We start from the raw sequence: 23335 nt of genomic DNA, 5'->3' as shown, positions 1-23335 counted from the left end.
CACATGCTTCTCAGGGCTGGTCCTGGCCGGGCGGAGTCTGGCCCGGTCCTACTGCCGGCGGTGCCTCGGTTTCATCGGGCTCGGGGCCCGAAGACACGACGTACTCCACGGTGCTCCCCGGCTCCACCTCGGTACCCTCCGCGGGATCAACGGAAAGAACGGTTCCCGCTTCCTCATCGGAAGGCTCGGTACCTGTGCGGGAGCCGGTCAGACCAAGTTCCTGAAGCGTCTGCTGCAGTTCCTCCTCGGTGCTGCCCTCCAGATCCGAGGGAAGGGTGACCAGCTCAGGGCCTTCCACGAACGTCACGTCGATGGTCGAGCCGGGCTGGACTGTACCGACGGGGTTGACGTCAAGGACGATTCCGGTTTCCGCCTCATTGGACCTTACGGGGACGCGGTTCACGGCGAGGCCCAGAGCCGACAGTTCGGCTGTGACCTGGTCAACGGGACGGCCCGCGAACTGGGCGGCATCGATCTCGATGCCCTCCGGAGTAGTCGGGGCGGCAGTGGTGGGCTCTGGTGTGGTTTCCTCCGGCGTCGGACTCGCACTCTCCGATGGTGACGGCGATGCTGAGGTAGTGCTCGGCGCAGCGGAGGGTTCGTCGTCGTCGCCGGCAAGCAGCGGACCCAGCAGGAACGCGGCCAGGGCCAGCGCCGCCAGGATGAGCAGGACGATCAGCGCAATCAGCCACGGGCTGCGTCCACGGGACTCCTCTTCGCGGGGAGGGTCCTCGTCGATGTCCTCTTCCGACCATTCCCGGGAGGCTGCCACCGCTCCGGCGCCGACGCCGGCCCCAGCCACCGTGGGCAGGGCAGACGTGCTCGGTGCGGGAACCGCCCGGGTGGCACTGGTGGGTGCCGGAACCGGCGTGGTGAGCGGTCCCGTGGGGTCGGCAAAAAGCAGCATCCCGGGGACAGCGGCCTCGGCAGCCCGGATATCGTTCCGGCGGATGGCCGCGACAGCCTCTGCAAGGGCTTCAGCGTTCGGCGGGCGGTCCGCCGGATCTTTCGCGAGCATGCTGGCGATGAGTGCGCGGATGGGGTGCGGGATGGTTTCAGGCAGGTCGGGCGGCGCGTCGTTGACCTGCGCGAGCGCGATGGCAATCTGGGACTCCCCGGAGAACGGCCTGCGGCCGGCGAGCAGTTCATAACCGATCACACCGAGGGCGTAGATGTCACTGGAGCCCGTGGCCGTCTGTCCGGTGGCCTGCTCGGGTGCCAGGTACTGTGCGGTACCCATCACCTGACCGGTGGCGGTGAGTGGCACCTGGTCCGCGAGGCGGGCGATGCCGAAGTCTGTGATCTTGACCCGGCCGTCGGGCATGATCAAGAGGTTCCCCGGCTTGACGTCCCGGTGCACGAGTCCCTGACGGTGCGCCACGCTGAGGGCGGTGGCAGTCTGCCCGATGATGGAAAGCGCACGGTCCGGGGAAAGGATCTGCTCCCGCTCGATGATCGTGGACAGGGGCTGCCCGGGAACGAGTTCCATCACCAGATACGCCGAGCCGCCCTCCTCACCGTAGTCGAAGACGTTCGCGATGCCCTCGTGATTGAGCAGGGCGGTATGACGAGCCTCGGCGCGGAACCGATTGAGGAAGCCGGGGTCACCGGTGTATTCCTCTTTCAGTATTTTGATGGCCACGATGCGCCCGAGCACCTGGTCACGCGCCTTCCAGACCTCACCCATGCCTCCGATGGCGATGCGATCAGTGAGCTGGAACCTGCCGCCTAATGTGATACCTGAAGTAGGTCTCACCTATTCAACACCGCCTCTATGAGTCTCTTAGCGTTTGGACTGGTCAATTGGGCACCCGTTGCGATGTCGACGTCCTGCATGACGATGGAAACCACTACTTCGGGGTTATCCGCGGGAGCGAAGCCGGTGAACCAGGCGTTGTCGCCCTGCTCCGGAACTTCCGCCGTTCCGGTCTTGCCCGCCACCTGCACTCCGGGAACCGCCGCGTTGCGGGCGGTGCCGTTTTCCACCACGTTGACCATCCATTCGGTGATCTGGTTCGCGTTATCGGCGCTGAGGGATTCGCGGAAGACCTCGGGTTCGGGTTCAGTGATGATGGAGAGATCCGGCGCACGCACGGCCTTCACCAGGTTCGGCTTCATCAGCACTCCATCATTGGCGATCGCCGCGCTCACCATGGCCATCTGCAGCGGCGTGACCGCAACACTGAACTGGCCGATGGCTGACTGCGCGAGCTGCGCTTCGCTGAGTTGGGTGGGAAACTGGCTGGCCGCTACGTCCACGGGGATGTTGAAGTTCTCACCGAACCCGAATTCCTGGGCCTGCTCAAGGACTGCCTGTTCCCCGAGGTCCCAGGCGATCTGGCCGAACGGGGTGTTGCAGGACTGCTCCAGCGCGAATTCCAGGTCGGCTGTGTCCCGCGCCGCGCACCCGCCGGTCGTGAAATTGGGAAGACCGGCATCCGTACCAGGCAGGTCCAGCACTGGCGGATTGGGGATGGTCGATTCGGCGTCGAACTCACCGGATTCAAGGGCCGCCGCAGCAACCACCAGCTTGAAGACGGAACCTGGCGCGACCAGGGACTGGGTGGCCGGATTGAAGTAGATGGACAGGCCGGGCACCTGGGCGAGCTGTTCGATGTTCTGCACCACCACTGAGGTGTCATGCGCCGCCAGCAGGTTGGGGTCATAGGAGGGCTTCGATGCCATGGCAAGAACGTTTCCGGTGTCCGGCTCCATCACCACTATGGACCCTGTCTGACCCTCCGGGATCATGTCCCACGCCATCTGCTGAAGCTGGGGATCGATCGTCAGTTCGACCGATGCACCCTGTGCCTGGGCGCCTGAGAAAAGCCGCACCATCTGGTCAATGAAAAGATCATCACTACTGCCGGACAGCTCCTCGTTCATGACGTTTTCGAGCTGCGTCGAACCGTTGACCAGGGAGAAGAAGCCGGTGAGGTGGGCGTACATTTCCGGTTCGTTGTAGACGCGCTGGTAATTGAACTGATCATCCGACGGCACCGATTCGGCGACCGGACGCCCGTCCACAAGGATGGCGCCGCGGTTCTTGCCGTAGTCCTGCAGGATCTGCCGCGTATTCCAGTCATTGTTCTGCAGTGCGCTCGCCTCAAAGAACTGCACGTAGGTGAGCGATCCGAGGACCAGCGCAAACATGCTGATCGCCACGATCCAGGAGCGTCGAATGGCCTGGTTCATGCGCTGACCTCCCTGGTGGTGCCCGTTGCCGGGGAATTCCGGTTCTGCTTTCCGTCCGGGAACGCTTCCCGGACGGGACCCTTGACAGCCGGCCGCCGGGCATTCTCCGAGATCAGGAGCAGCAGGGCGACGATGATCCAGTTCGCCAGGAGGGACGAGCCACCGGCGGACATAAAAGGCGTAGTGAGACCAGTGAGCGGGATAAGCCGAGTGACACCGCCGATCACCACAAAGCACTGCAGGGCAATCGTGAATGACAGGCCGCAGGCGAGTAGCTTGCCGAACCCGTCGCGGGTTCCCAGAGCCGCGCGGAAACCGCGCGAGATCAGCAGAATGTAGAGAAGGACTATCGCGAACAGCCCGATGAGACCGAGCTCCTCACCGAGGGCGGTGATGATCATGTCGCTATTGGCATACGTCACGAGGTCCGGCCTCCCCTGACCGAGGCCTGTGCCCGCAAGGCCACCGTTGGCCAATCCGAAAAGGCCCTGGACAACCTGCCCGCTGCCGCCCGGGTTTCGGTTGAATACTTCGGGCTCGAAAGCGTTGATCCAGCTATCAATGCGCAAGGCAACGTGACTGAACAGCTGAAGTGCCACGTAGCCGCCCACTGCGATCATCGCCAGTCCGATCAGCACCCAGCTCACCCTCGAGGTCGCCACGTAAATCATCGCCATGAACAGGCCGAAGAACAGGATCGAAGAGCCGAGGTCGCGCTGGAAGATCAGGACGCCGATGCTGACCAGCCAGGCAGCCACCATGGGCGCCAGATCCCGGAAGCGGGGCAGCTGTAGCGGTCCGAGCTTTTTGCCGGCGAGCAGGATGAGATCACGGTTGGTGGAAAGATACCCTGCGAAGAATATGGCGAGCGTGATCTTGGCTACCTCGCCGGGCTGGAATGTCCCGACGCCGACGTTGATCCAGATGCGTGCGCCGTTAATTTCGACGCCCAGGGGTGTGAGCGGAAGCATCAGCAGCACGGCGCTTACGATCAGCGATATGTAGGTGAATCGGCGCAGGATGCGGTGGTCGCGAATGACCAGCAGGGTGCCGATGGACGCCGCCATGGCAACAGTGGTCCACAGGAACTGGCTCGGCGCGACCGGCTGTGAGCTCGCCGGCAGGGCGAGATCAAGGCGGTAGATCATGGCGAGCCCGATGCCATTGAGAGCGATCACGATCGGAAGAATGACTGGATCGGCATACTTAGCGCGGAAGCGCAGCAACACGTGGAAGATCAGCGCAAGGGCGGCGAGTGTTCCGCCCTGCAGCCAAAAGGCGGAGTCAAAGGGATTCTCCTTGTCCAGACCCACGAGCCAGTTGGCACCGATGGCCACGGTCAGCGCGACGATCAGCAGGAGGGCCTCCACATTGCGCCGTGGTCTGGGCACGGTGTAGACATCGCTCACTGGACTATCCCTCCACATACGGCGGGTTCCCCCGGCTCGGCATTTTCGCTGGCGGAGGCACTTGCGCTCGGCTCCGCCGTCGCGCTCGGGCTGGGTTCAGCCGAGGCGCGTCCGGACGGTGAGGCTGAAGGCTCGGGCGAAGCGGACTCGGTTGCGGAGATGCTCGGCGACGGGCTGGCGGAGGGGCTGGGGTCGCTTTCCGGCGGGCAGGGTAACGCCCGGAGCGACCGGCGGAGGTCCTGGACGATGTTCTGGGCATGTTCGAGGTCACGGGCGGCGAGCGTGTTTTCCAGGCGGTTTCGCTGGAACTGAGGGAGGCTGGAGACCGGGATATCGGTGGTCTGGTCCACATGGCTCAGGGGTATTGGCCCCAGGGTTTGCGCCACGCCGTTGTAGATGGCCACCCGGTTGTCGAAGGTGGCAACGTAGTACCGCGTCTGGGTCCAGACATACCCTAGCGCCAGGACAGCCGCGAGAATGAGTGCCATCAGCGCGAGCGCGGCGGGGAACAGCCAGCGCCGGCGCGGCCTGGGGGATTCGTCGTCTTCCTCGTCCTCTGCGGTGTCAGCAGGGGGTGCCTTGTGGGTGAGCATCATCGCCGCCCGGCGTTCAGTGGACCGCTGGGTGACGATCGGTATCTGGCCCGTTTCGGTAGCCAGTGCAGCGGATCCAACCAGGGTGTGAGGTCGTGATGACAGGTCTTCGCGAATCACGTCGGCTCTGATCGCAGCTCCTGGTGCATCCCCGTCCGCATCTCCGGCGGGCGCGCCGTCTCCTTTTTCTCCGGCTGCCTGACGGGCAGGCGGGAGAGCTGTCAGAGCGGCGGTGCGGAGGTCCTCAGGTGTGGCGGTATCAACGTCCACCACCACGATTGTGACGTTGTCCGGTGAACCGCCGGCCAGGGTCAGATCGACGAGCGTATTGACGCAGGCAGAAAGATCAGCGGTTTCGCGGACAACCCGCTCTATTGCGGCGTCATCCAGCACAGCGTTCAAGCCATCCGAGCACAGCAGCCACCGCTCACCCGGTGCGGCGTCGAACGTTGAAAGATCAAGCTCAGGACTGGCATCAACGTCCCCAAGCACGCGCATCAGCACGTTCTTGTGCGGATGAATCTCCGCTTCCTCCGGCTTGAGCCGGCCCTCTTCGATCAGCCGTTGCACGAAAGTGTGGTCAACGCTGATCTGCTCGAAGACGCCGTCCTTCAGCCGGTACGCCCGGGAATCGCCGATATGCGCAAAGGAGATCTGCTCGCCGTTCAGGAGCATCGCAGTGACTGTCGTTCCCATGCCGGCAAGCTGTGGATTGCTGCTGACAAGCTCCGAGAGGAGCGAGTTGGCGGTCTGGATTTCGTCGGCCAGATGGGTGCCGGCGTCGCCGTCGTAATCCTTGCGGTCCAGGTGGACAAGATCGAGGACAGTTGATGCGGAGGCGATGTTGCCGCCGGCGTGCCCGCCCATGCCGTCAGCTACAACGGCGAGGTAACGGCCCGCATACGCGGAGTCATCATTCTTGGAGCGGACTTTCCCCACATCGGAGCGGGCCGCGAAACGGAAGACCAGAGCCATGCGCTACGGCCTCAATTCAATGACCGTCTTACCGATCCGAATTGGTACACCGGGCTCCACCGGTAGCGCACGAGTGAGCTGATTCCCGCCGAGGTAGGTTCCGTTGGTTGAACCCAGATCCTCGATGAACCACCTGCTGCCCTGCGGAAACAGACGGGCATGGCGGCCCGAGGCATAGTCGTCCTCAAGGACAAGTGTTGCTTCCTGGGCCCGCCCCAGAAGGATGGGGCTGGACGCTAGATCCAGCGAGGTGCCTTTCAGCGGCCCTTCGGTGACTACGAGGCGCCGCGCCTGCGCACGTGCAGGCGGTTCCTCAGCCAGCTCCGGGTGCCTGCGGGCCTGACGGGCAGACGGCGCACCGGTCCGGTTGCGCCGCCCGACAACGAGGTCACGCCGGAGCGCGCTGACAACGCTCAGCACGAGGATCCAGATCAGGAGCAGGAAGCCGTATCTCAGCAGCGTTACGGTCAGATCACTCATGCCTGGCGGCCACCGTTCTGCGCGGGAACAAGTCGGAAGGTCATGCGGGTGCGGCCCATGGTGATTGTCGATCCGTCTGTCAGTTCGGCTTCGCCCTGAACGCGCTGCCCATTGACATAGCTGCCGTTGGTGGACCCGAGGTCCACGGCACGCGACCTTCCATGGGCCGTATGGATTTCAAGGTGACGGCGGGATACGCCGGTGTCGTCGATGAGTATGTCCGCTTCAGAGGAGCGACCAAGCAGTACGGAGCCGGCATTAAGTGAATAACGCTGGCCATCGAGTTCCAGGATGGCCTGATAGCGGGTCGGTTGACGGTTGGGAACGCTCGGAGCCGGGCGACGCTGCTGCGCCGACTGCTTTTCCGTTGCCGAGTCGATCTCGAACGTCCCCGGCTTCAGGTCGGAGTCCCGGGTGAAGGACACGCGGACCGGGCCCTGGAGGGTGTAGTTCTGGCTGTTGACGTGCTTGATGACGACGTCGCACAGTTCCTCGGCGAGCGGCGCGCCCCATTCCTGAGCCAGTGCAAAGTCCGGGTCCGAGAGCCGCGCAGTGAAGACGTTCGGGGCCAGGGTGCGTCCCTGGGCAAGGGTCAGGGACTTGTTGTCCAGTTCGCGACGGAGTGCGCTGGCGATCTCGACGGGCTGCACCTGGGAGCGCGAACCGGTGGAGAAGGCGCCACGAACCATTTTCTCAAGTCCGCGCTCGACGTTATCCAGAATGCCCATGTTCCACCTCCTCACCTGCATCTTTGGTTGCCCTGTTGTGCCCACGCGAAAGCGCGCGGAGTCAGGACGGGCCGCTGCTGTCTTGTGTCGATACTACTGGGGCGTCTCTCAAATGGCCTTAACCGGGCATGTTGCCCCGTCGATTACCTTCAACGATTCCGCGGGCCTCAGAGTTGCCTGACGTGCCGGAGTTCACCCGTTTAGGTGTTTTCGCGGGGCCTCCGTTATGCTTATTTCTGCTGTTCTAGAGATTCTTTTGAACGTGTCTTTTGACTTTGCGCGAGTGGCGGAACGGCAGACGCGCTGGCTTCAGGTGCCAGTATCCGAAAGGGTGTGGGGGTTCAAATCCCCCCTCGCGCACTTTTGGAAAAGCCCCGGCCTCAGGTCGGGGCTTTTCTTTTGCCCCGGTGGCCCCTTTTGCCCCGGTGGCCAGGTCTGATTGGAAGACTTAACGAAAGTCCCGGGACCTGGTGGCGGCCTTGAGCCGGAGAACCTCGAATTTGTCAGCGATCAGGTTCACCACGCCTTCATTTGACCGTTCCAGCACCCCCCGCACCAGCACGCTGCTGGCTTCCCTGGCGATCCGCCGGTACCGCTGCCATACGCCCACTGAGCAGATGACATTGACCAGGCCGGTCTCGTCTTCAAGGTTCATGAAAGTAATGCCGCTGGCGGTGGCCGGACGCTGCCTGTGGGTAACCACTCCACCGACCTCAACACGCCTGCCGGACTCCGCGGAAAGAAGGTCAGCGGCTGACAGCGCACCCCGGCGCCGTAGAGTCTGGCGGACGTGGCGCACCGGGTGGTCATCAGTGGTGATTCCGGTGGACCAGAGATCCGCCGCCACACGCTCGACGTCGGTCAGGCCGGCAAACAGGGGCGGTTGGATGTACACCGTGGTGCCTTTGATCTGGCCTTCACGCTCTGTGGAGGCCGGACCGGCATGCCAGAGCGCTTCCCGCTGGGAAAGTCCCATCGAATCGAACGCTCCAGCCGCCGCGAGCGCTTCAAGCTGGTTGGAATTCAGCTCGGTGCGTCGCGCGAGGTCACCCAGGTTCTCGAATGGACCGTTTGCTTCGCGTTCCTCGACGATCGACTGGGCGAGTTTCTTTCCGATTGACTGGACGCTGTCCAGACCCAGCCGGACAGCGTGGTTGCCGTCCCGGCGATGGAGCGTTGAGTCAAACGGGATGGTGCGGTCAAATTTTCCGACCGGCGGCTGGTGGAATTCCAGGCAACTCTCCGCTCCTGTTGCTCCTGTTGCTCCTGTTCCGCCGTCACCGTGCAGCTCCAGATCCGCATGGGTTCCGGAAAGCAGGATGTCCGGACGGAGGACCGTGACACCGTGTCTGCGGGCATCAGCCACCAGGGTCTGGGGAGAGTAGAAACCCATGGGCTGGGCGCGCAGGAGCGAAGCCAGGAAAGCGCCCGGATAATGGAGGCGGAGCCAGGCGCTGGCGTATACCAGTAGGGCGAAGCTGATCGAGTGGCTTTCAGCGAATCCGAAGTTGGCGAACGCCTGGATTTTCCGGTACACGGAGTCGGCAACTTCGCCGGTGATCCCGTTGGACTTCATGCCCGCATAAAGCTTTTCCCTGAGCGTGTCGATGCGCTCGAGGCCGCGCTTGGATCCCATTGCACGGCGAAGCTGATCAGCGTCCGCGCCGGAGCAGTTGCCCACCACCATGGCCATCTGCATGAGCTGCTCCTGGAAGAGCGGCACACCGAGCGTGCGTTTGAGAACCGGTATGAGTTTGGGGTGAAGGTAGCTCTCTTCCTCCTCGCCCAGCTTCCGTTTAATGTACGGGTGCACGGCTCCGCCCTGGATGGGCCCGGGACGAACCAGGGCAACCTCGATGACAAGGTCATAGAAGCGCCGGGGCTGCAGCCGGGGCAGCATTCCCATCTGGGCGCGGCTCTCCACCTGGAACACGCCGATGGAATCTGCGAAACACAGCTGGTCATATACCCCCTGCTCTTCCCGGGGCAGGGTGTGCAGGGTCCATTCCTCACCGAAGTGCTTCCGGACGAGATCGAAGTTGTACTGGATGGCGGCCATGATGCCGAGTCCCAGCAGGTCGAACTTGACCAGCCCCATCCAGGCGCAGTCATCCTTGTCCCACTGCAGCACGGTACGGCCGTCCATGCGCCCGTGCTCGATGGGGCAGACCTCCCCGACGGGCCGGTCGGTGAGCACCATGCCTCCCGAGTGGATTCCCATGTGCCTGGGGAACTTCAGCACGCCCTGAGCCAGCTCCACGACTGCCTCGGGGATGTCATGGTCATCGCTGGACACCAGCGCACCCCACCGCTCCACCTGCTTTGACCAGGCGTCCTGTTGCCCGGGACTGTGTCCCAGCGCCTTGGCCATGTCGCGGACCGCGAACTTGGGACGGTAGGTGATCACGTTGGCAACCTGCGCGGCGTTGAACCGACCGTACTTGTTGTACACGTACTGGATCACCTCCTCACGGCGGTCGGAATCGAAATCGACGTCGATATCCGGCTCCTCATCCCGCAGGCTGGAGAGGAAGCGTTCAAAGGGAAGGTCATAGAGGATGGAATCGACGGCGGTGATCTCCAGCAGATAACACACGGCGGAATTTGCCGCTGATCCGCGGCCCTGGCAGAGGATTCCCCTGCTGCGGGCGAACCTGACCAGGTCATGGACAATCAGGAAGTAGCCCGGAAAGTCCTTTTCCTCGATGACCCGCAGTTCCTTCTCGATGCGTTCGCGGACGTCACTGCGGCCGGCGTAAAACTTCGCGGCACCTTCCCAGACCAGTTTCCTCAGCCAGCTCATCTGGGTGTGGCCCCCCGGCAGGTCCAGTTTGGGCAGGCCGGGCTTGACGCTGCTGAGCCGGAACGCCAGATCATCGGCCAGTTCCACCGTCCGTTCGACTGCTCCGGGGTAGGCGGCAAAGCGGGCGGCCATTTCCGCGCCGCTGCGCAGGTGGGCAGAACCTGACGCCGGCAGCCACCCATCCATGTCATCCAGCGACCTCCGTGCCCGCACAGCAGCCACTGCAGTAGCGAGCCGGTGTTGCTCAGGCACGGCATAGTGCACGTTGTTGGTGGCCACGACGGGCAGCTTCAGCCGGGAAGCAATTTCCCAGAGGGCATCATTGTGCGTACTGTCCAGTGGGTTTCCGTGGTCATAGAGCTCCACGGCGACATTGTCCGGACCGAACAGGTCTGTCAGGCGCCGGGTTTCCCGCTCCGCGTCCTGGAGATTGCCGTTGCGGAGCGCATGGCGGACGGCTCCTTTGCGGCACCCGGTCAGGATCATCCAGTTGTTGCCGGCCCTGTTAGCGAGCTCGGCAAGGGTGTACCGGGGTTTGCCTTTCTCGGCGTCCGGTTTCAGCTGGGCTTCGGTGATGGCTGCGGCCAGCCGGTGATAACCCTCCGTCCCGCGGGAAAGGATGAGGAGATGCCGGCCTTCCGGGTCCGGTTCACCGTTTTGGGGTTTGGTCAGTTCCAGGGATAACTCAGTGCCATAGACCGTGGACAGCCCTGGGTGTTTCTCTGCTGCTTCAGCCAGGTGGACCACTCCGTACAGACCGTCATGATCGGTCAGCGCCAGCCCGTGGAGGCGGAGACGGTGCGCCTCTTCCACCAGCTGCTCGGGACTGGCGGCACCGTCAAGGAAACTGAAGTTCGAATGCGCGTGCAGCTCCGCGTAGGGCACCACCGGACCGGCCGGGGCAGGCACCGGTTCTTTCGGCGGAGAATACGGATGCCGTTTCAGCGACCAGGCCGGACTGTCACCACCGTCCGCGCCCAGGGGAGGGGATCCCGGACGGCGACGATCGGAGAGGGTCCGCTCAAACTCCGACCAGGAAACAGGGGGATTGTTGAAGCCCATGTCAGTGCACACCATTCGCGGAGGCAATCCTGGAGGCGGAATGTTCAGTCATAACTGGCCTCAGCCCACCAGTGGTGGTCCTCAAGCAACAGCAGCCAGGCCCTCCCGGAGTCATCCACCACCTGGAACCGGTTGAGGGCACGGCCCTTCGAATCCCACCACCGCTCGACGATGGGCCACGGCCCTGCCCACGAAGCAATAGCCGATTGCCGGGGCGGCTCCGTCACAAGGACGGTGGGGACCCCTGTCAGCAGGCCGCGCTCATCCACGTCCACAGAGCCTCCCGCACAGTCCAGCACCTGGACGGGGCGGGGTTGGTCAAAAACGGTAGCCGGGGCAGGACCGGGGAGCTGGCCGGGCCACGGAAGATCCCGGCTTTTGGCCGCGGCTTCCGACGGTGGGTCTCCCCAGGGAATGAAGACGCGCCGGTCAGTGAGCATTCTTCCACCAGCCACCATGGCCGTCAGGACGGCGCCATGACCCAGCATGCTCTGTACCCGGGCAAGGCCGTGGTGAATGTTCTCATCAGGCCCCGTTCCCCACAGTCCATCCGCATGGTCGCTGAGATCTTCGACGGTCTCCGGTGCAAGCTGCACCCGGCTGATCCCGGCACGCAGCCCGTGCTCAACGTTTCCGCTGCCCTGCAGCTGCCAGCGGACACGGTCCAGCACATCATCGGCATCGAACCAGCGGGGGTGCCGCCAGGACCGAACCGATTCCTCACCCGACTCTGACTGCAGCCGCACCGACAGGACCGTGCACACCAACCCTGCCTCACGCAGCCGGTCCACGAATTTCTCTGCGGAGAGGCGCAGGGTGAACGTGAGCTCATCAATGCGTGCCAGCGGCGGTTCACAGTGCACGACGACGTCAAGTTCCGCCGGCGGTTTTCTTTCCACCACGCTGTGGTGGTCAAGTCCGCTTGCCTTGAGATGAGCCAACGCACCTTCCGCACCGAACCGGTTACGCACATCAGCCCGGGTGAGGGCAGCAAAATCACCCAGGGTGCGGATTCCCAGCCGCCGCAGGATCACCGCAAGCGCCGGCTCCTCCAGAACCTCCAGGGGAAAGCTGCTGAGGAAGGCGGGTGATTCTCCGGGCGGGATGATCCACACGGAGTCACTCTCCGGTTCATCCAGGAACTCAGTTGAACGGGCGGCGTGCTCAGCGGCAAAGGGACTGTCAGCAACCCCCACCCGTGCGGCGGTGAGGCCAATGGCGGCGAGTGCCTTGAGCAGGACAGCTGCAGCGTGGTTCTCGCTGCCGTAATACCTTGCGGGACCTTTGGCATGAAGAGCGCATAACCCGGGGCGGATCAGCTGCACGCCGGGCATTATTTTCTCCACGGCGGCCAGAACGGGTTCGAAGGACCTTGCATCCTGCGCGGGCTCATAGGGGAGCACGGTCAGGCTGGTGCAGCGGGCCTGGGCCTCCCGCAGGCGGAGGCCGCGTTTGACTCCCTGCTCCCGTGCAGCGGGAGAGCAGGCAAAAACCTCGCCCTTCTCGATCAGTGCCACAGGGTGTTCCGCCGGCAGGAGGTGTTCGCGGAGCGCGGCGGTAATGGGCCAGTCGGGACACCAGAGAACCATGCTGCGGGTACTGACCGGAGCAGCCGGAGCAGCCTGGCCCGGCGGGGGAAGCTTCATGAGGCTGACCTTGAGAAGAATTCCTGCTGCTCCGTACCTCCATGCACCGCAGGTACGGAGTTGGACAGGGATGTGGACCAGGGCCCATGCTGCAGATCCGGGAGCCACAGATCAGCGGTACGGGAACGCCCGGTGGAAGCGTGAGCCGTGATTCTCATCCGGCGGCTTCGAAGGTGCCCGGTTCCCGAACCCAGACCCTGCCAGTTGCTTCCGGTCACGCTGAGCGTGGCCTCACTGTGCGGCCAGCGGCCCATGGTCACCAGTGCAGCACCGCGCTGGCGCAGCCGGGCCATGAGGCGGGAAGCGTCCGCCGGTGCGACATGCTGTGGAACGCAGGTCAGGACGATTGACACCACGTCCACCATGGCGGCGGTAACGGTGAGCCATTGGTCTCCGGGATGGGGTACCAGAACCAGTTTGTCCAGCGCTATCCCGAAGCCCGCAGCGGCCTCCACGCTGAAGGTCGGCATGCCGATGACACTGCACCACGCCCCGGCCCCTGAAGGTCCGGCCAGCAAAGCCATGGCAAGGGTGGTGGAGTTTGTGACCGAATAGGCGGCCCCCGCCTGCAGGCCGCCGCCCGGAAGAATACCCGCCAGCACCGGCACGGTGGGCAGCCGCCGGGAAGAAGGCCGGCTTTTCTGTATGCCGTTGATCCTGGATTGAAGTTCTGCCTTGAGCCTTGCCCTGGAATCAGCCGCTCCTGCAGGATCCACAGCGGACAGCCCCCGGCGGGCACCCTGCAGGGAATGCCCCGGGGATGCGGCCTGAAAGACGGCTGCAGCTGATGAATTCACACTTAATATTCGAACGCATGTTCGATTAAGTCAATTGATCCATCCGGTTGTGGAGAACCTCTGGAAAGGACCGATCTCCAGTACCCTGTCTCCATGTGCGGACGCTTTGTAGTGGCGGGGTCGAACAAGGACCTGGTGGACCTTTTCGATGTCGATACGGTGGGTGAAAACCTGCCCCAACCCTCATGGAATATCAGTCCCACCGACCCCATCCGGGTGGTTCTGGAGTCGCTCAAGGACGGCCGCGTCACCCGCCGTCTGGAGGCAGCGCGGTGGTGGCTGACGCCGTCGTTCTCCAGGGAACTGAAAACCAAGGGCCCGACCTTCAATGCCCGGGCGGAAACTGTGGGCAGCAAACCCACTTTCAAGCCGTCCCTCGAAAGCCGCCGGGCACTCATTCCGGCCAGCGGCTACTACGAGTGGCGCACCGAAGGAAAAACCAAGATCCCGTTCTACATCCATCTACCCGGTGAACAGGTGGTGTTCGCGGGGCTGTACGCGTGGTGGCGCAATCGCGAGCTGCCCGATGACCACCCCAACCGCTGGGTCCTTTCCTCCACCATCCTGACCCGCGAGGCGGTGGGGGGAGTGGCGGAAATCCACGACCGCACGCCGGTGACCCTGCCCCGAGACTTCTGGAACGAGTGGCTGAACCCCACGACGAAGGGGACGCAGGAGCTGGCTGATGAAGCGGTCGCCGCGGCCACCCCCGTTGCCGAACGGCTGCAGTTCCATGAGGTGGGACCGGTACGTGAGGACAGCCCGCTGCTCATCGAGCCGCTGAATCCGGCGTAGAACCTAGCTCTTTGCGCGCCGTTCTTCCTTGATTCTCTTCTCCTCGGCGCGCACCTGTGCCATCGTCGAGCGCTCCGCAACCAGCCACTCCGGCGGCGCCTGCAGGAGGGCGGTGATTTCCGCCGTCGTCAGCGGATCTGAAATGCCGCCGCGTGCCAGACCGCTGATCGAAACACCAAGTTTCTGCGCCACTACGGGACGCGGGTGCGGACCGGTCCGGCGCAGCTCTGCGAGCCACTCCGGCGGGTTCTCCTGGAGCTCGTTGAATTCTCCGCGGGAGATGTCCCTGTCCTGGAACTCCTGGGGTGCTGCGGGCAGGTAGATGCCAAGTTTCTTCGCGGCTGTGGCCGGTTTCATGGTCTGCGGGGACTTCGCTGGGGTCATCCTCTCAGGGTAGCGCTGACTGGGTTACTGTGAGGACGTGCCTGAGACCCAGCCTCCCGTCCTGAGGATCGGATTCGTGACCGGGGTGACGCCCGGCAAATGGGTGGGACGCTGGCGCGAACGGAACCCGCATCTCCCGATTGAAGCAAACGGGTACGACGACGGCGGGCTGGTTTCAGCGCTCCGGAGCGGTTCGGTGGATATCGCCTTTGTCCGGCTGCCGGTGGACCGCGACGCACTCAGTGTGATCCCGCTCTATGAAGAGCTGGCCGTGGTGGTCGTCTCAAAGGAAAACGAACTCTCCCTGCTCGATGAGGTTGAGCCCGCCGAGCTGGCCGGCGAGAACCTCCTCGATGTCCAGGAGTGCGGTGGAGCACGCATGGCTATTGAGGTTGCGGCGTCCGGTGCCGGCGTCGTGGTGCTCCCCATGTCCGTGGCGCGGCACTACAACCGGCGGGATGTGGAAATCCGGCCCGTGCAGGATGCGCCGGTAACCACCATCGCGGTCGCCTGGGTGGCGGACAACACCACGGATGAGATCGAGGAGTTCATCGGCATAGTCCGTGGACGGACCGCCCGGAGTTCGCGGCAGCCGTCAGCGCAGAAGGACGCGGCCTCAGAACCGAAGAAGACCGCCAAGCCGGCGAAAACCCCACAGGGCAAACCGGCTTCCGGCAGGACCACCCGGCGCAAACCGGGCACCACCAAAGGCGCCCCCGGTGCCCGGGGGCGCGGCCGGCGTCGTTAGCGGGCCGTTCAGGACGCTTCGGCGGCCAACGGAGCCGGAGCAGGTCCGGCATCGGTTTCCGGAACGGAATGCTCGGCGATGATCTGCGCATACCGGTGGAAGGAAGCACGCGGCACCCGGTCCAGCGTTGCCGGTTCCATCCGGATCAGACCGAACTTCTTTGTGTAGCCTTCCTGCCACTCCCAGTTGTCCATCAGGGTCCAGTGGAAATACCCGCGTACGTCCACACCGTCCGCGATCGCATCGCCGACCGCCGCCAGATGCTTCTCCAGGAACTCGATCCGCCGGGTGTCCGTGACGTCTCCGCCGGGGCCGTCGTTGTAGGCGCAGCCGTTTTCGGTGATGTAGATCGGCGGAATATTGGGGTACTGCTCCTTGAGTTGCTTGAGGATGGTGGTCAGGCCGCTCGGAATCACGGGCCAGTCGAAGTCGGTCTTCGGGACGTCGGAATACTCGCGCGGCATGAATGGAACCGGAAACAGCGGCGGTGCTGCCCCGACCTTCGTGGGGAAGTAGTAGTTGATGCCGTAGAAATCCAGGGGGGTGGAGATGATCTCCATGTCCCCCTCCCGGATCACCTCGAAGGACATACCCTCAATCTCGGCAAGGTCGGCCGGATACTCACCGGTCAGCAGCGGTCCCGCGAACTGGCCGTTGTGGTAGTGATCGTAGAGCAGCGCGAGGTTCCGCTCCTTCTCGGAGCCGCTCGCCGGTTCCACGGGCGAGTGGTTGTTGACCACGCCGATGGGCGTATCCAGCGTTTCACGCAGCACGCGCACGGCACGCCCGTGCGCAAGCAGCAGGTGATGCGCCACCGAGAATGCACTGCCCAGCAGCATGAGCCCCGGCGCAGCCCGTCCGATCGCGTGCCCGACGCCGGTGTGCACCACCGGCTCGTTGACGGTCATCCAGGCGGAAACCTTTCCTCCGAACTCGTCGCGGAGAATCCGCGTGTAGTCGGCGAAGGCATCGATGGTTTCCCTGTTCTGCCACCCGCCGGCGTCCTGCAGGGCCAGTGGAAGATCCCAGTGGTACAGCGTGACCCACGGTTCGATCCCGCGGTCCAGCAGGGCGTCAAGGAGCCGATGGTAGAAAGCGATACCCTCAGGATTCGCGGGCCCCCGGCCCGTTGGCTGGATGCGTGGCCACGCGATCGACATCCGGTATGCCTTGCCGCCCAGCTGCTTGAGGAGATCGAAGTCCTCCTCATACCGGTTGTAGTGGTCGCATGCAATGGCCGGGCTGGAAGCGTCGAGGATGTTGCTGTGCTGGCTCGCGTAGTCATCCCAGATGCTGGGCCCGCGGCCGCCTTCATTGACCGCGCCCTCAATCTGCGCTGCCGCGGTTGAGGTCCCGAACACAAACCCTGCCGGCAATCCGAACTCACTCATCGGCACTCCCTGATCGTGATGTCCCTTCACTAAAGAACTCCCTACCCCCAGCCGTCAACTGCCCGGACCCGGTTTCTTTCCTGGAAGGGCAGATAGGGTGCTTGCATGCCCCGATCGTTTCCCCCACCTGCAGCGCAGGGCACTCCGTTCCGCCTGGCGAACCCCACCCAGCTGACCCCCGAAGGGCCCCTCGCACCCCGGTGGGGTGCAGGCCTTGCCTTGGCGGGCCTGGTGATTGTGGTGCTGGTGCCGCTGCTTGGCACCCTTGCCCTGGCGGAGGTACTGCCGTTCGGTCCGGAGCTGATTTTTGCATCGCTGCTGCTGACCTGGACGGCGATGTTCGGCGTGACCTTCTACGCTTCCCGCCGCCACGGATTCCGCTCCCTCGCCCTCGATTTCGGCCTGCGGTTCCAATGGATCGACCTCGCCGTAGGCCTGGGCGCCGGCATTGCCGCGAGGGTGGTGCTGGCCATAATCCTCGCGGTTCTTACGCTCCTGTGGCCTCTGCAGGACGGTGAAGTCATCCAGGGCAACGCGGAACTGTTCCTGACCGGTGATACCGTCTGGCTGCTCATCAACGGCGTACTCGGGGGAGTGCTGATCGCGCCTTTCCTTGAGGAGTTGTTCAACCGCGGCCTGGTGCTACGCGGCGTGCAGAATGCGCTCTGGCTCCGACGCACGGGCAACCGTGGCGACGCCGTGACGCCCGCCGTCCAGAGGCGGTCCATCGTGGCATCCACGGTCATGGCGCTGCTGGTGAGTTCCCTCGCCTTCGGCCTGCTGCATACCGGTGCCGTTCCGGACCTCCGTTCATCCATCTACCTGCTGCTCAGCACATTCACTGTTGGGCTTGTGTGCGGGGTGCTGACAGTGTTCACCGGCCGCCTCGGCGCGGCAATAGTGACTCACATAGTGTTCAACGGCACCGGCGTGGCCCTGCTGCTCCTTGTTCCGCCGGAACTGCTGCCCTGATCAGGCGTTGTTCCTCCCGTCGATCAGGTCACCGAGGGTTCCTTCGCCGAGGAAGGGCTGCGCCGCGAGGTACCGGATTTCCCACTGTTGCGGCAGGTGGTTCCCGGAGCCGACCATCCAATAGACCTGCAGGGCGCTGAATTCGTCCCGGCCATACAGCGCGAAGGCATCCCGGAGCCGGTGCAGCGACGCCCTCCGGACGCGGACGGTCTGCCCGTCGAACTGTCCATGGAAAACCCTCCTTCCGGCCTCCGCGAGACGGCCCAGTTCCGGTTCGATGAGCGACCAGGCATGACGCAGATGACCGGGGCTCCGGCCATACAGGATGAGCTCCGGTAGCCCCCGGCCGGTAAGGCCCACCGTGTAGGCACAGGGCAGCTCTCCGCTGCCTTCGCTGAAGCGCAGGATGACCCCTTCCTGCGCCAGCTGCGATTCGAGGTGTTCGCGGTTGAAACCCACATTCCGCCGCAGCCCCGAAAATTCGAGGAATGAGCAGGGTGGGTGAAAGATGAGGTCGGTCATGGATGCACTCCTTCAGTGTGACTGAGTCAAAGATGGCATCCCGTTCTGACATTTCCGGGCCCCTCGGTCGGTACGCGCGCAGCGGCCTCCCAGGGCTCGCTTCGCTCACTCCGGGTCCCTCGGTCGCTACGCTTGGGCTCATGCAGCTTCCTGTCTACCCAACCCTCCTGACCGACATCCGTGATGGCGTCCTCACCATCACGGTGAACCGCCCGGACGCCCTGAATGCCCTGTCGACAAGGGTGGTCCAGGACCTTGAACACTGCATCAGCGCGGTTTCGGAGGTGTTGGCGAACGACGACGGCGCGTGGCCGGTTCGCGGCGTCATCATCACCGGTACGGGGAAGGCTTTCGTCGCCGGCGCGGATATCCGCGAAATGGAGGGCATGACGCCGGACGAAGCGCATGCTCACAGCTCCCGCATGCACCAGGTGACCCTTGCGGTCGAGCAGCTTCCCGTGCCGGTCATCGCTGCGGTGAACGGCTTCGCGCTCGGCGGGGGCTGCGAGCTCGCGATGGCGTGCGACCTGATCTACGCCGCATCATCGGCATCCTTCGGCCAGCCCGAAGTCGGTTTGGGGCTCGTTCCCGGCTTCGGTGGGTCCGTCCGGCTGCCCCGTTACGTGGGGCCCGGGCTGGCACGCGAACTTCTCTTCACCGGCCGCCGCCTGAAGGCTGACGAAGCACACCGCGCCGGTCTCGTCACAGCGCTTTTCGATTCCGCCGAGGAACTGCTCGACGGTGCCCACAGCACTTTGGCCGCAGTGGCACGCCAGTCTCCCACCGCCGTCGCACTCGTTAAAAGAACGCTGTCGGAAATCGAGGGCAAGCCCACTGCTGAAGGCCTTGCCCTCGAGGCGGAATCCTTCCGGACCGCGTTCACCACCCAGGACAAGGCGGAGGGTACCCGCGCCTTCCTCGCCAAGGAGCGCCCAAGCTTCCCCGGACGCTGAACCGATGCCCGCCTGACCTGCGGAAACAGCAGGGAAGGGGTAAATTACGAAGCATGCTGAACATTCGTGGCGCAGCGGCAGGGTTGGTGCTTCTTCTCGGCCTGACGTCCTGTGGCATCACCATTCCGCAGGACCCCGACGGAACCCTGGAGCGGGTTTCCGGAGCGACACTCCGGGTTGGCGTGACGGAGAACGCCGAGTGGGTTCAACTGCCCCGGGCCGGAGATCCGGCAGGTATTGAACCCGGTCTGGTCGAGGAGTTCGCGGAGACCCTGGACGCCACCATTGAGTGGGTGCCCGGGTCCGAACACGAACTTGCCCAGGACCTGTCCCACGGCCAACTGGACATGGCTATCGGAGGATTCGCGGCGGACACTCCGTGGATCAAGGAAGCCGGCATCACCCGCCCCTACGCTGAAACCAGAGATGAGCGCGGCAAGACGGTCAAGCACGTCATGCTCGTTCCCATGGGTGAGAATGCATTCCTCCTGAAGCTCGACCAGTTCCTTCAGGCGCAGGAGGTGGAACTGTGAGCAGCAACGGAGAAGAGGAAGCAGCACGCTTCGGCCATACCGAACTGCCGGAAGAGCAACGCCGGGCACTGCACAAAGCCGTGAAATGGGAATGGATCACCATAGTGTTCCTGGCGGTTTCGACCTTCCTGGTCTACCTGGTGCTGGGAAACTCGCAGGCCATGAAGGCCGCCTGGATCGAGGACCTGCTCTCCTTCCTTCCACCCATCTCCTTCCTCATTGCGGCTCGCATCATCCGCCGTCGTCCCACTGAATCCCACCCTTACGGATACCACCGCGCGGTCGGCGTGGCTCACCTGGTGGCGGCGGTCGCGCTGGTGGTGATGGGGGCGTATCTGCTGGTCGATTCGGGGATAGGGCTTGTTACTGCGGAACACCCCACCATCGGCGGGGTCACCCTCCTGGGAAACACGTTCTGGCTGGGATGGCTCATGGTGCTCGCCATGCTGTTTACTGCCGGGCCCCCGGTAGTTCTGGGCATCATCAAGATGAAGCTCGCAAAGACGCTGCACGACAAGGTGCTCTACGCAGACGCCGATATGAACAAGGCCGACTGGATGACGGCGCTCTCCGCGGCGGTGGGTGTTCTGGGCATCGGCGTGGGGCTGTGGTGGGCGGATTATGCGGCCGCGATCCTCATCTCCACGAGCATCCTCCACGATGGGATCAAGAACCTGCGCGCTGCTATTGGCGGGCTGACCGACACGCGGGCACGGACCTACGACGATTCCCGGCCGGACCCGGTGGGGGAGCGGATTGACTCCTACCTGCAGAGCCTGAGCTGGGTACGCGAGGCCAGGTCGCGGGTGCGCGATGAAGGGCACGTCTTCCACATCGAATCATTTGTGGTTCCGCGGGGCTGGCCGGGTGCAACCCTGCAGCGCATCGAGAAAGCCCGTGAGGCGTGCGTGGAGATGGACTGGAAGGTGCAGGACATGGTGATTGTTCCGGTATCAGAACTTCCGGAGGAGTTCCTGCCCGGCCTGACCCAGGGCGGCGGCGAGTACCGCTAGACATGGCAGAAGGGCGGCAGTCCGGTGACNCCGGTGACTGCCGCCCTTCTGCCATGAACCGGTTACTTCTTGCTCGGCGTGACCACGTTGGCTGTCGGCTGCATATTTTCTGCATTCACCATCCACGCGTACTGCTCGAACTTCTCGATCATGCCGTGCAGGATGTCCGCAGTGGTGGGATCTTCCTCATCCACCTGGTCATGAACCTCGCGCATCCGGCCGACGGCAGATTCCAGCATGGCAACAACCATGGCGACGGTGTCCTTGGTGTCCACGAGGCCGGCGGGGAACTCGTCCAGTGACGTTCCCTTGGCGACGATGGCGCTCCGCCCGTCCGGGACGGCGTGCAGGGCGCGCATGCGCTCCGCCATCTGATCAGCGAACAGCCGCGCATCCTCGATGATCTCGTCCAGTTGCAGGTGCAGGTCGCGGAAGTTCTTGCCGACCACGTTCCAGTGAGCCTGCTTGCCCTGCAGATGCAGTTCCACCAGATCCACCAGCACCAGCTGCATGTTGTCGGTCAGGGTTTTTGACGCCTTCATAAATCCTCCACTCGTGACGGAATTCCGGCCGCTTGACGCTGCCAGCATCAGCCTCCAGCCTAGACCCGGACTTTCGCCGCGATCCAGTAGCTGGGAAAACTCTAAGTAAACTTAGCATTTTATTGATCCGTGATGAACCGTGGGTTAGCGTGACGAACAAGCGGTCAGTTGATCCGTGGGAAGTTCCAGCAAACAGGAGGAACAGACAATGGCAACAGTTCAGGAATTCATCGACGTTTCAGTGCCGGTGTCCACCGCCTACAACCAGTGGACCCAGTTCGAGGCCTTCCCCGAGTTCATGGGTGGAGTGGAGTCCATCACCCAAATCTCGGACACCCGTAACCACTGGGTCACCAAGATCGGCGGCGTCGAGCGTGAGTTCGACACCGAGATCACGGAGCAGCACCCCGATGAGCGTATTGCCTGGAAGAGCACGGACGGAAAATCCCATGCCGGCGTCGTGACCTTCCACAGGTTGGATGACGCACAGACCCGGGTGACCGTCCAGCTGGACTGGGATCCGGAGAATTTCACCGAGAAAGTCGGCGCAGCGGTAGGCGCCGATGACCGGCAGGTGAAGGCAGACCTCGCCCGGTTCAAGGAGTTCATCGAGAACACAGGCAATGAGACAGGCGCCTGGCGGGGCAACGTTGACGCCCCGGGCTCGGGTTCGGCTACGGCCAGCCGGTCGGCCGATCCACTGGCAGACGGCCCGGGTCTCGCCGATCCGTCGCTGGACGATCCTGAGTCCGGCGGACCGCGAGCTGCCAACCCGGCCTAAAGCAGAACGCGAAACGGAGGGTCCTCTCTCGGGAAGATCCTCCGTCTTTGCGTGGACGTGTTTTAGTTCTCGACGTCGATCGTGCTGATCGCTTCCGCTGCGCGCTTCGACAGGCTTGCTGAAATCGGTGCGCTGCCGACGGCCTCCGCTGCTGCCTGCTGGCCCTCCTCGCTCACCACGAAGGTGCCGAAGGTCCTGACGAGGTTCGCGGTCTCCTCGTCTCCATAGGTGGAGCAGTAGACGTGGTAGGAAACGAGAACCAGGGGATAGGCGCCCGGTGCCGTGGTCTTCCGGTCCAGGTTCAGGGCAATATCGAACTCGGCGCGGCCTTCCACCGGTTCAGCGACATCCACGGCGGCGGCCGCAGCCTCCGGGCTCACCGCTACGTACTCATCGCCTACCAGCAGGTTCGCCTTGCCCAGGGGCGGTCCGACGGCGGAATCATCTGCGTAGGTGACCGCTCCCTCGGTGCCGGAAACAGTACTGACGACGCCGGCATTGCCCTTGGCGTTCTCTCCGGCCAGGCCCGACGGGAACGTGCCGTCAGCCTCGTCGGTCCAGATATCCGGCACCACAGCGTGCAGGTAGTCCGTGAAGTTTTCCGTGGTGCCGGAGTCATCCGAGCGGCTCACCGGGGTGATCGGGAGATCCGGGAGCTCGATGTCCTCATTCTGGCCGGCGATGGCCGGATCATCCCAGCGCGTCACCTCACCGCGGAAAATGCCGGCGATGGTCGCGGCGTCGAGGTTGAGCTCCTCGATGCCGGGCAGGTTGAAGGCAATACTGATCGGCGCCACATAAGCGGGAATGTTGAACGCTCCGTCGGGACCGCACACCTTCCGTGATTCCTCGAGCTCGTCCTCATTGAGGGACGCATCGGAGCCGGCGAAATCCACGGCTCCGGCGAGAAGCGCACCACGGCCTGCGCCCGAACCATCGGGTGAGTACTGCACGCGAACATCCGGGTGGATGGTGGCGAACTCCGCCTGCCAGGCATTCATGGCGGGGCCCTG

The 23335-nt window shown here is 63.8% G+C and carries 20 protein-coding genes, 1 tRNA gene and 1 pseudogene; 8 read left to right on the top strand and 14 right to left on the bottom strand.

Annotated elements, in window-relative coordinates:
- Positions 1-10: 10 nt before the first annotated feature.
- The 6 genes from X803_RS19535 to X803_RS0111630 are packed head-to-tail and all read right to left on the bottom strand — an operon-like array spanning position 11 to position 7380.
- Positions 11-1756: a protein kinase domain-containing protein gene (locus X803_RS19535; protein WP_051470713.1), complete on the bottom strand. Its 1746-nt coding sequence runs from the start codon at positions 1754-1756 to the stop codon at positions 11-13.
- Complete coding sequence (locus X803_RS0111650) at positions 1753-3195, bottom strand: peptidoglycan D,D-transpeptidase FtsI family protein (RefSeq protein ID WP_026545273.1); 1443 nt, start codon at positions 3193-3195, stop codon at positions 1753-1755. The genes X803_RS19535 and X803_RS0111650 overlap by 4 nt, the downstream gene beginning before the upstream one ends.
- Entirely contained in the window at positions 3192-4604 is a 1413-nt protein-coding gene (locus X803_RS0111645; protein WP_026545272.1) for an FtsW/RodA/SpoVE family cell cycle protein, read from the bottom strand. Before X803_RS0111645 ends, X803_RS0111650 begins: the two co-directional genes overlap by 4 nt.
- Positions 4601-6172: a PP2C family protein-serine/threonine phosphatase gene (locus tag X803_RS19530; protein ID WP_051470712.1), complete on the bottom strand. Its 1572-nt coding sequence runs from the start codon at positions 6170-6172 to the stop codon at positions 4601-4603. Before X803_RS19530 ends, X803_RS0111645 begins: the two co-directional genes overlap by 4 nt.
- Before the next feature lie 3 nt (positions 6173-6175).
- Complete coding sequence (locus tag X803_RS0111635; protein WP_026545271.1) at positions 6176-6652, bottom strand: FHA domain-containing protein FhaB/FipA; 477 nt, start codon at positions 6650-6652, stop codon at positions 6176-6178.
- Entirely contained in the window at positions 6649-7380 is a 732-nt protein-coding gene (locus tag X803_RS0111630; protein ID WP_026545270.1) for an FhaA domain-containing protein, read from the bottom strand. Before X803_RS0111630 ends, X803_RS0111635 begins: the two co-directional genes overlap by 4 nt.
- Before the next feature lie 277 nt (positions 7381-7657).
- Between X803_RS0111630 and X803_RS0111625 the strand changes: the two genes are divergently transcribed.
- Positions 7658-7740, top strand: a tRNA-Leu gene (locus X803_RS0111625).
- Between the two features lie 88 nt (positions 7741-7828).
- Here the strand turns inward: X803_RS0111625 and X803_RS0111620 are convergent.
- Genes X803_RS0111620 through X803_RS19525 form a run of 3 tightly spaced genes read right to left on the bottom strand, consistent with a single transcriptional unit; the run spans position 7829 to position 13688 of the window.
- Positions 7829-11245 (bottom strand): error-prone DNA polymerase, encoded by a 3417-nt coding sequence (locus tag X803_RS0111620; protein WP_026545269.1) that lies wholly within the window; start codon positions 11243-11245, stop codon positions 7829-7831.
- Between the two features lie 44 nt (positions 11246-11289).
- The gene (locus tag X803_RS0111615; protein WP_026545268.1) at positions 11290-12891 is read right to left on the bottom strand and encodes a DNA polymerase Y family protein; all 1602 of its coding nucleotides are present in this window, start codon (positions 12889-12891) and stop codon (positions 11290-11292) included.
- On the bottom strand, positions 12888-13688 hold the full coding sequence (locus X803_RS19525) for a hypothetical protein (RefSeq protein ID WP_175460141.1): 801 nt from the start codon (positions 13686-13688) through the stop codon (positions 12888-12890). The genes X803_RS0111615 and X803_RS19525 overlap by 4 nt, the downstream gene beginning before the upstream one ends.
- A 93-nt stretch (positions 13689-13781) precedes the next feature.
- On the opposite strand from X803_RS19525, the gene X803_RS0111605 reads away from it, so the two are divergent.
- Positions 13782-14483: an SOS response-associated peptidase gene (locus tag X803_RS0111605; RefSeq protein WP_026545267.1), complete on the top strand. Its 702-nt coding sequence runs from the start codon at positions 13782-13784 to the stop codon at positions 14481-14483.
- Positions 14484-14486: 3 nt separating this feature from the next.
- On the opposite strand, the gene X803_RS0111600 is transcribed toward X803_RS0111605, so the two are convergent.
- Positions 14487-14867, bottom strand: a complete 381-nt coding sequence (locus X803_RS0111600) for a DUF5997 family protein (protein WP_026545266.1) — start codon at positions 14865-14867, stop codon at positions 14487-14489.
- Positions 14868-14904: 37 nt separating this feature from the next.
- On the opposite strand from X803_RS0111600, the gene X803_RS0111595 reads away from it, so the two are divergent.
- Complete coding sequence (locus tag X803_RS0111595) at positions 14905-15615, top strand: LysR family substrate-binding domain-containing protein (RefSeq protein WP_162149229.1); 711 nt, start codon at positions 14905-14907, stop codon at positions 15613-15615.
- An 8-nt stretch (positions 15616-15623) separates the two neighbouring features.
- Here X803_RS0111595 and X803_RS19520 read toward each other — a convergent pair whose 3' ends face one another.
- On the bottom strand, positions 15624-17006 hold the full coding sequence (locus X803_RS19520; RefSeq protein WP_051470711.1) for a GH1 family beta-glucosidase: 1383 nt from the start codon (positions 17004-17006) through the stop codon (positions 15624-15626).
- 105 nt (positions 17007-17111) lie between these two features.
- Between X803_RS19520 and X803_RS0111585 the strand changes: the two genes are divergently transcribed.
- Positions 17112-17978 (top strand): CPBP family intramembrane glutamic endopeptidase, encoded by an 867-nt coding sequence (locus X803_RS0111585; protein WP_026545264.1) that lies wholly within the window; start codon positions 17112-17114, stop codon positions 17976-17978.
- On the opposite strand, the gene X803_RS19515 is transcribed toward X803_RS0111585, so the two are convergent.
- A complete protein-coding gene (locus X803_RS19515; protein WP_035778763.1) occupies positions 17979-18500 on the bottom strand; it encodes a DUF4262 domain-containing protein in 522 nt (173 codons plus the stop codon).
- A gap of 140 nt (positions 18501-18640) precedes the next feature.
- Here X803_RS19515 and X803_RS0111575 point away from each other — a divergent pair, with 140 nt between their 5' ends.
- The 3 genes from X803_RS0111575 to X803_RS0111565 are packed head-to-tail and all read left to right on the top strand — an operon-like array spanning position 18641 to position 20999.
- Positions 18641-19453 carry an enoyl-CoA hydratase/isomerase family protein gene (locus tag X803_RS0111575; protein ID WP_026545263.1) on the top strand — a complete coding sequence of 271 codons (813 nt, stop codon included), beginning with the start codon at positions 18641-18643 and terminating at the stop codon, positions 19451-19453.
- Positions 19454-19506: 53 nt separating this feature from the next.
- On the top strand, positions 19507-19986 hold the full coding sequence (locus X803_RS0111570; protein WP_035778762.1) for a transporter substrate-binding domain-containing protein: 480 nt from the start codon (positions 19507-19509) through the stop codon (positions 19984-19986).
- Positions 19983-20999 (top strand): cation diffusion facilitator family transporter, encoded by a 1017-nt coding sequence (locus X803_RS0111565; protein ID WP_026545261.1) that lies wholly within the window; start codon positions 19983-19985, stop codon positions 20997-20999. The genes X803_RS0111570 and X803_RS0111565 overlap by 4 nt, the downstream gene beginning before the upstream one ends.
- A gap of 62 nt (positions 21000-21061) precedes the next feature.
- Here the strand turns inward: X803_RS0111565 and X803_RS0111560 are convergent, their stop codons facing one another.
- Positions 21062-21541 (bottom strand): Dps family protein, encoded by a 480-nt coding sequence (locus tag X803_RS0111560; protein ID WP_026545260.1) that lies wholly within the window; start codon positions 21539-21541, stop codon positions 21062-21064.
- A 208-nt stretch (positions 21542-21749) separates the two neighbouring features.
- Here X803_RS0111560 and X803_RS0111555 point away from each other — a divergent pair.
- A pseudogene (locus X803_RS0111555) lies at positions 21750-22196 on the top strand (SRPBCC family protein); the annotation flags it as partial.
- Positions 22197-22384: 188 nt separating this feature from the next.
- On the opposite strand, the gene pstS reads toward X803_RS0111555, so the two are convergent.
- The coding region (gene pstS, locus X803_RS19510) for a phosphate ABC transporter substrate-binding protein PstS (protein ID WP_035778760.1) at positions 22385-23335 on the bottom strand (951 nt) is incomplete at its 5' end.

The sequence above is a fragment of the Arthrobacter sp. 35/47 genome (genome assembly GCF_000520475.1).
Classification (GTDB): Bacteria; Actinomycetota; Actinomycetes; order Actinomycetales; family Micrococcaceae; genus Arthrobacter_D; species Arthrobacter_D subterraneus.
Note: the sequence above shows the minus strand (reverse complement) of the source record. Positions and strands in the feature narration are given on the sequence as shown.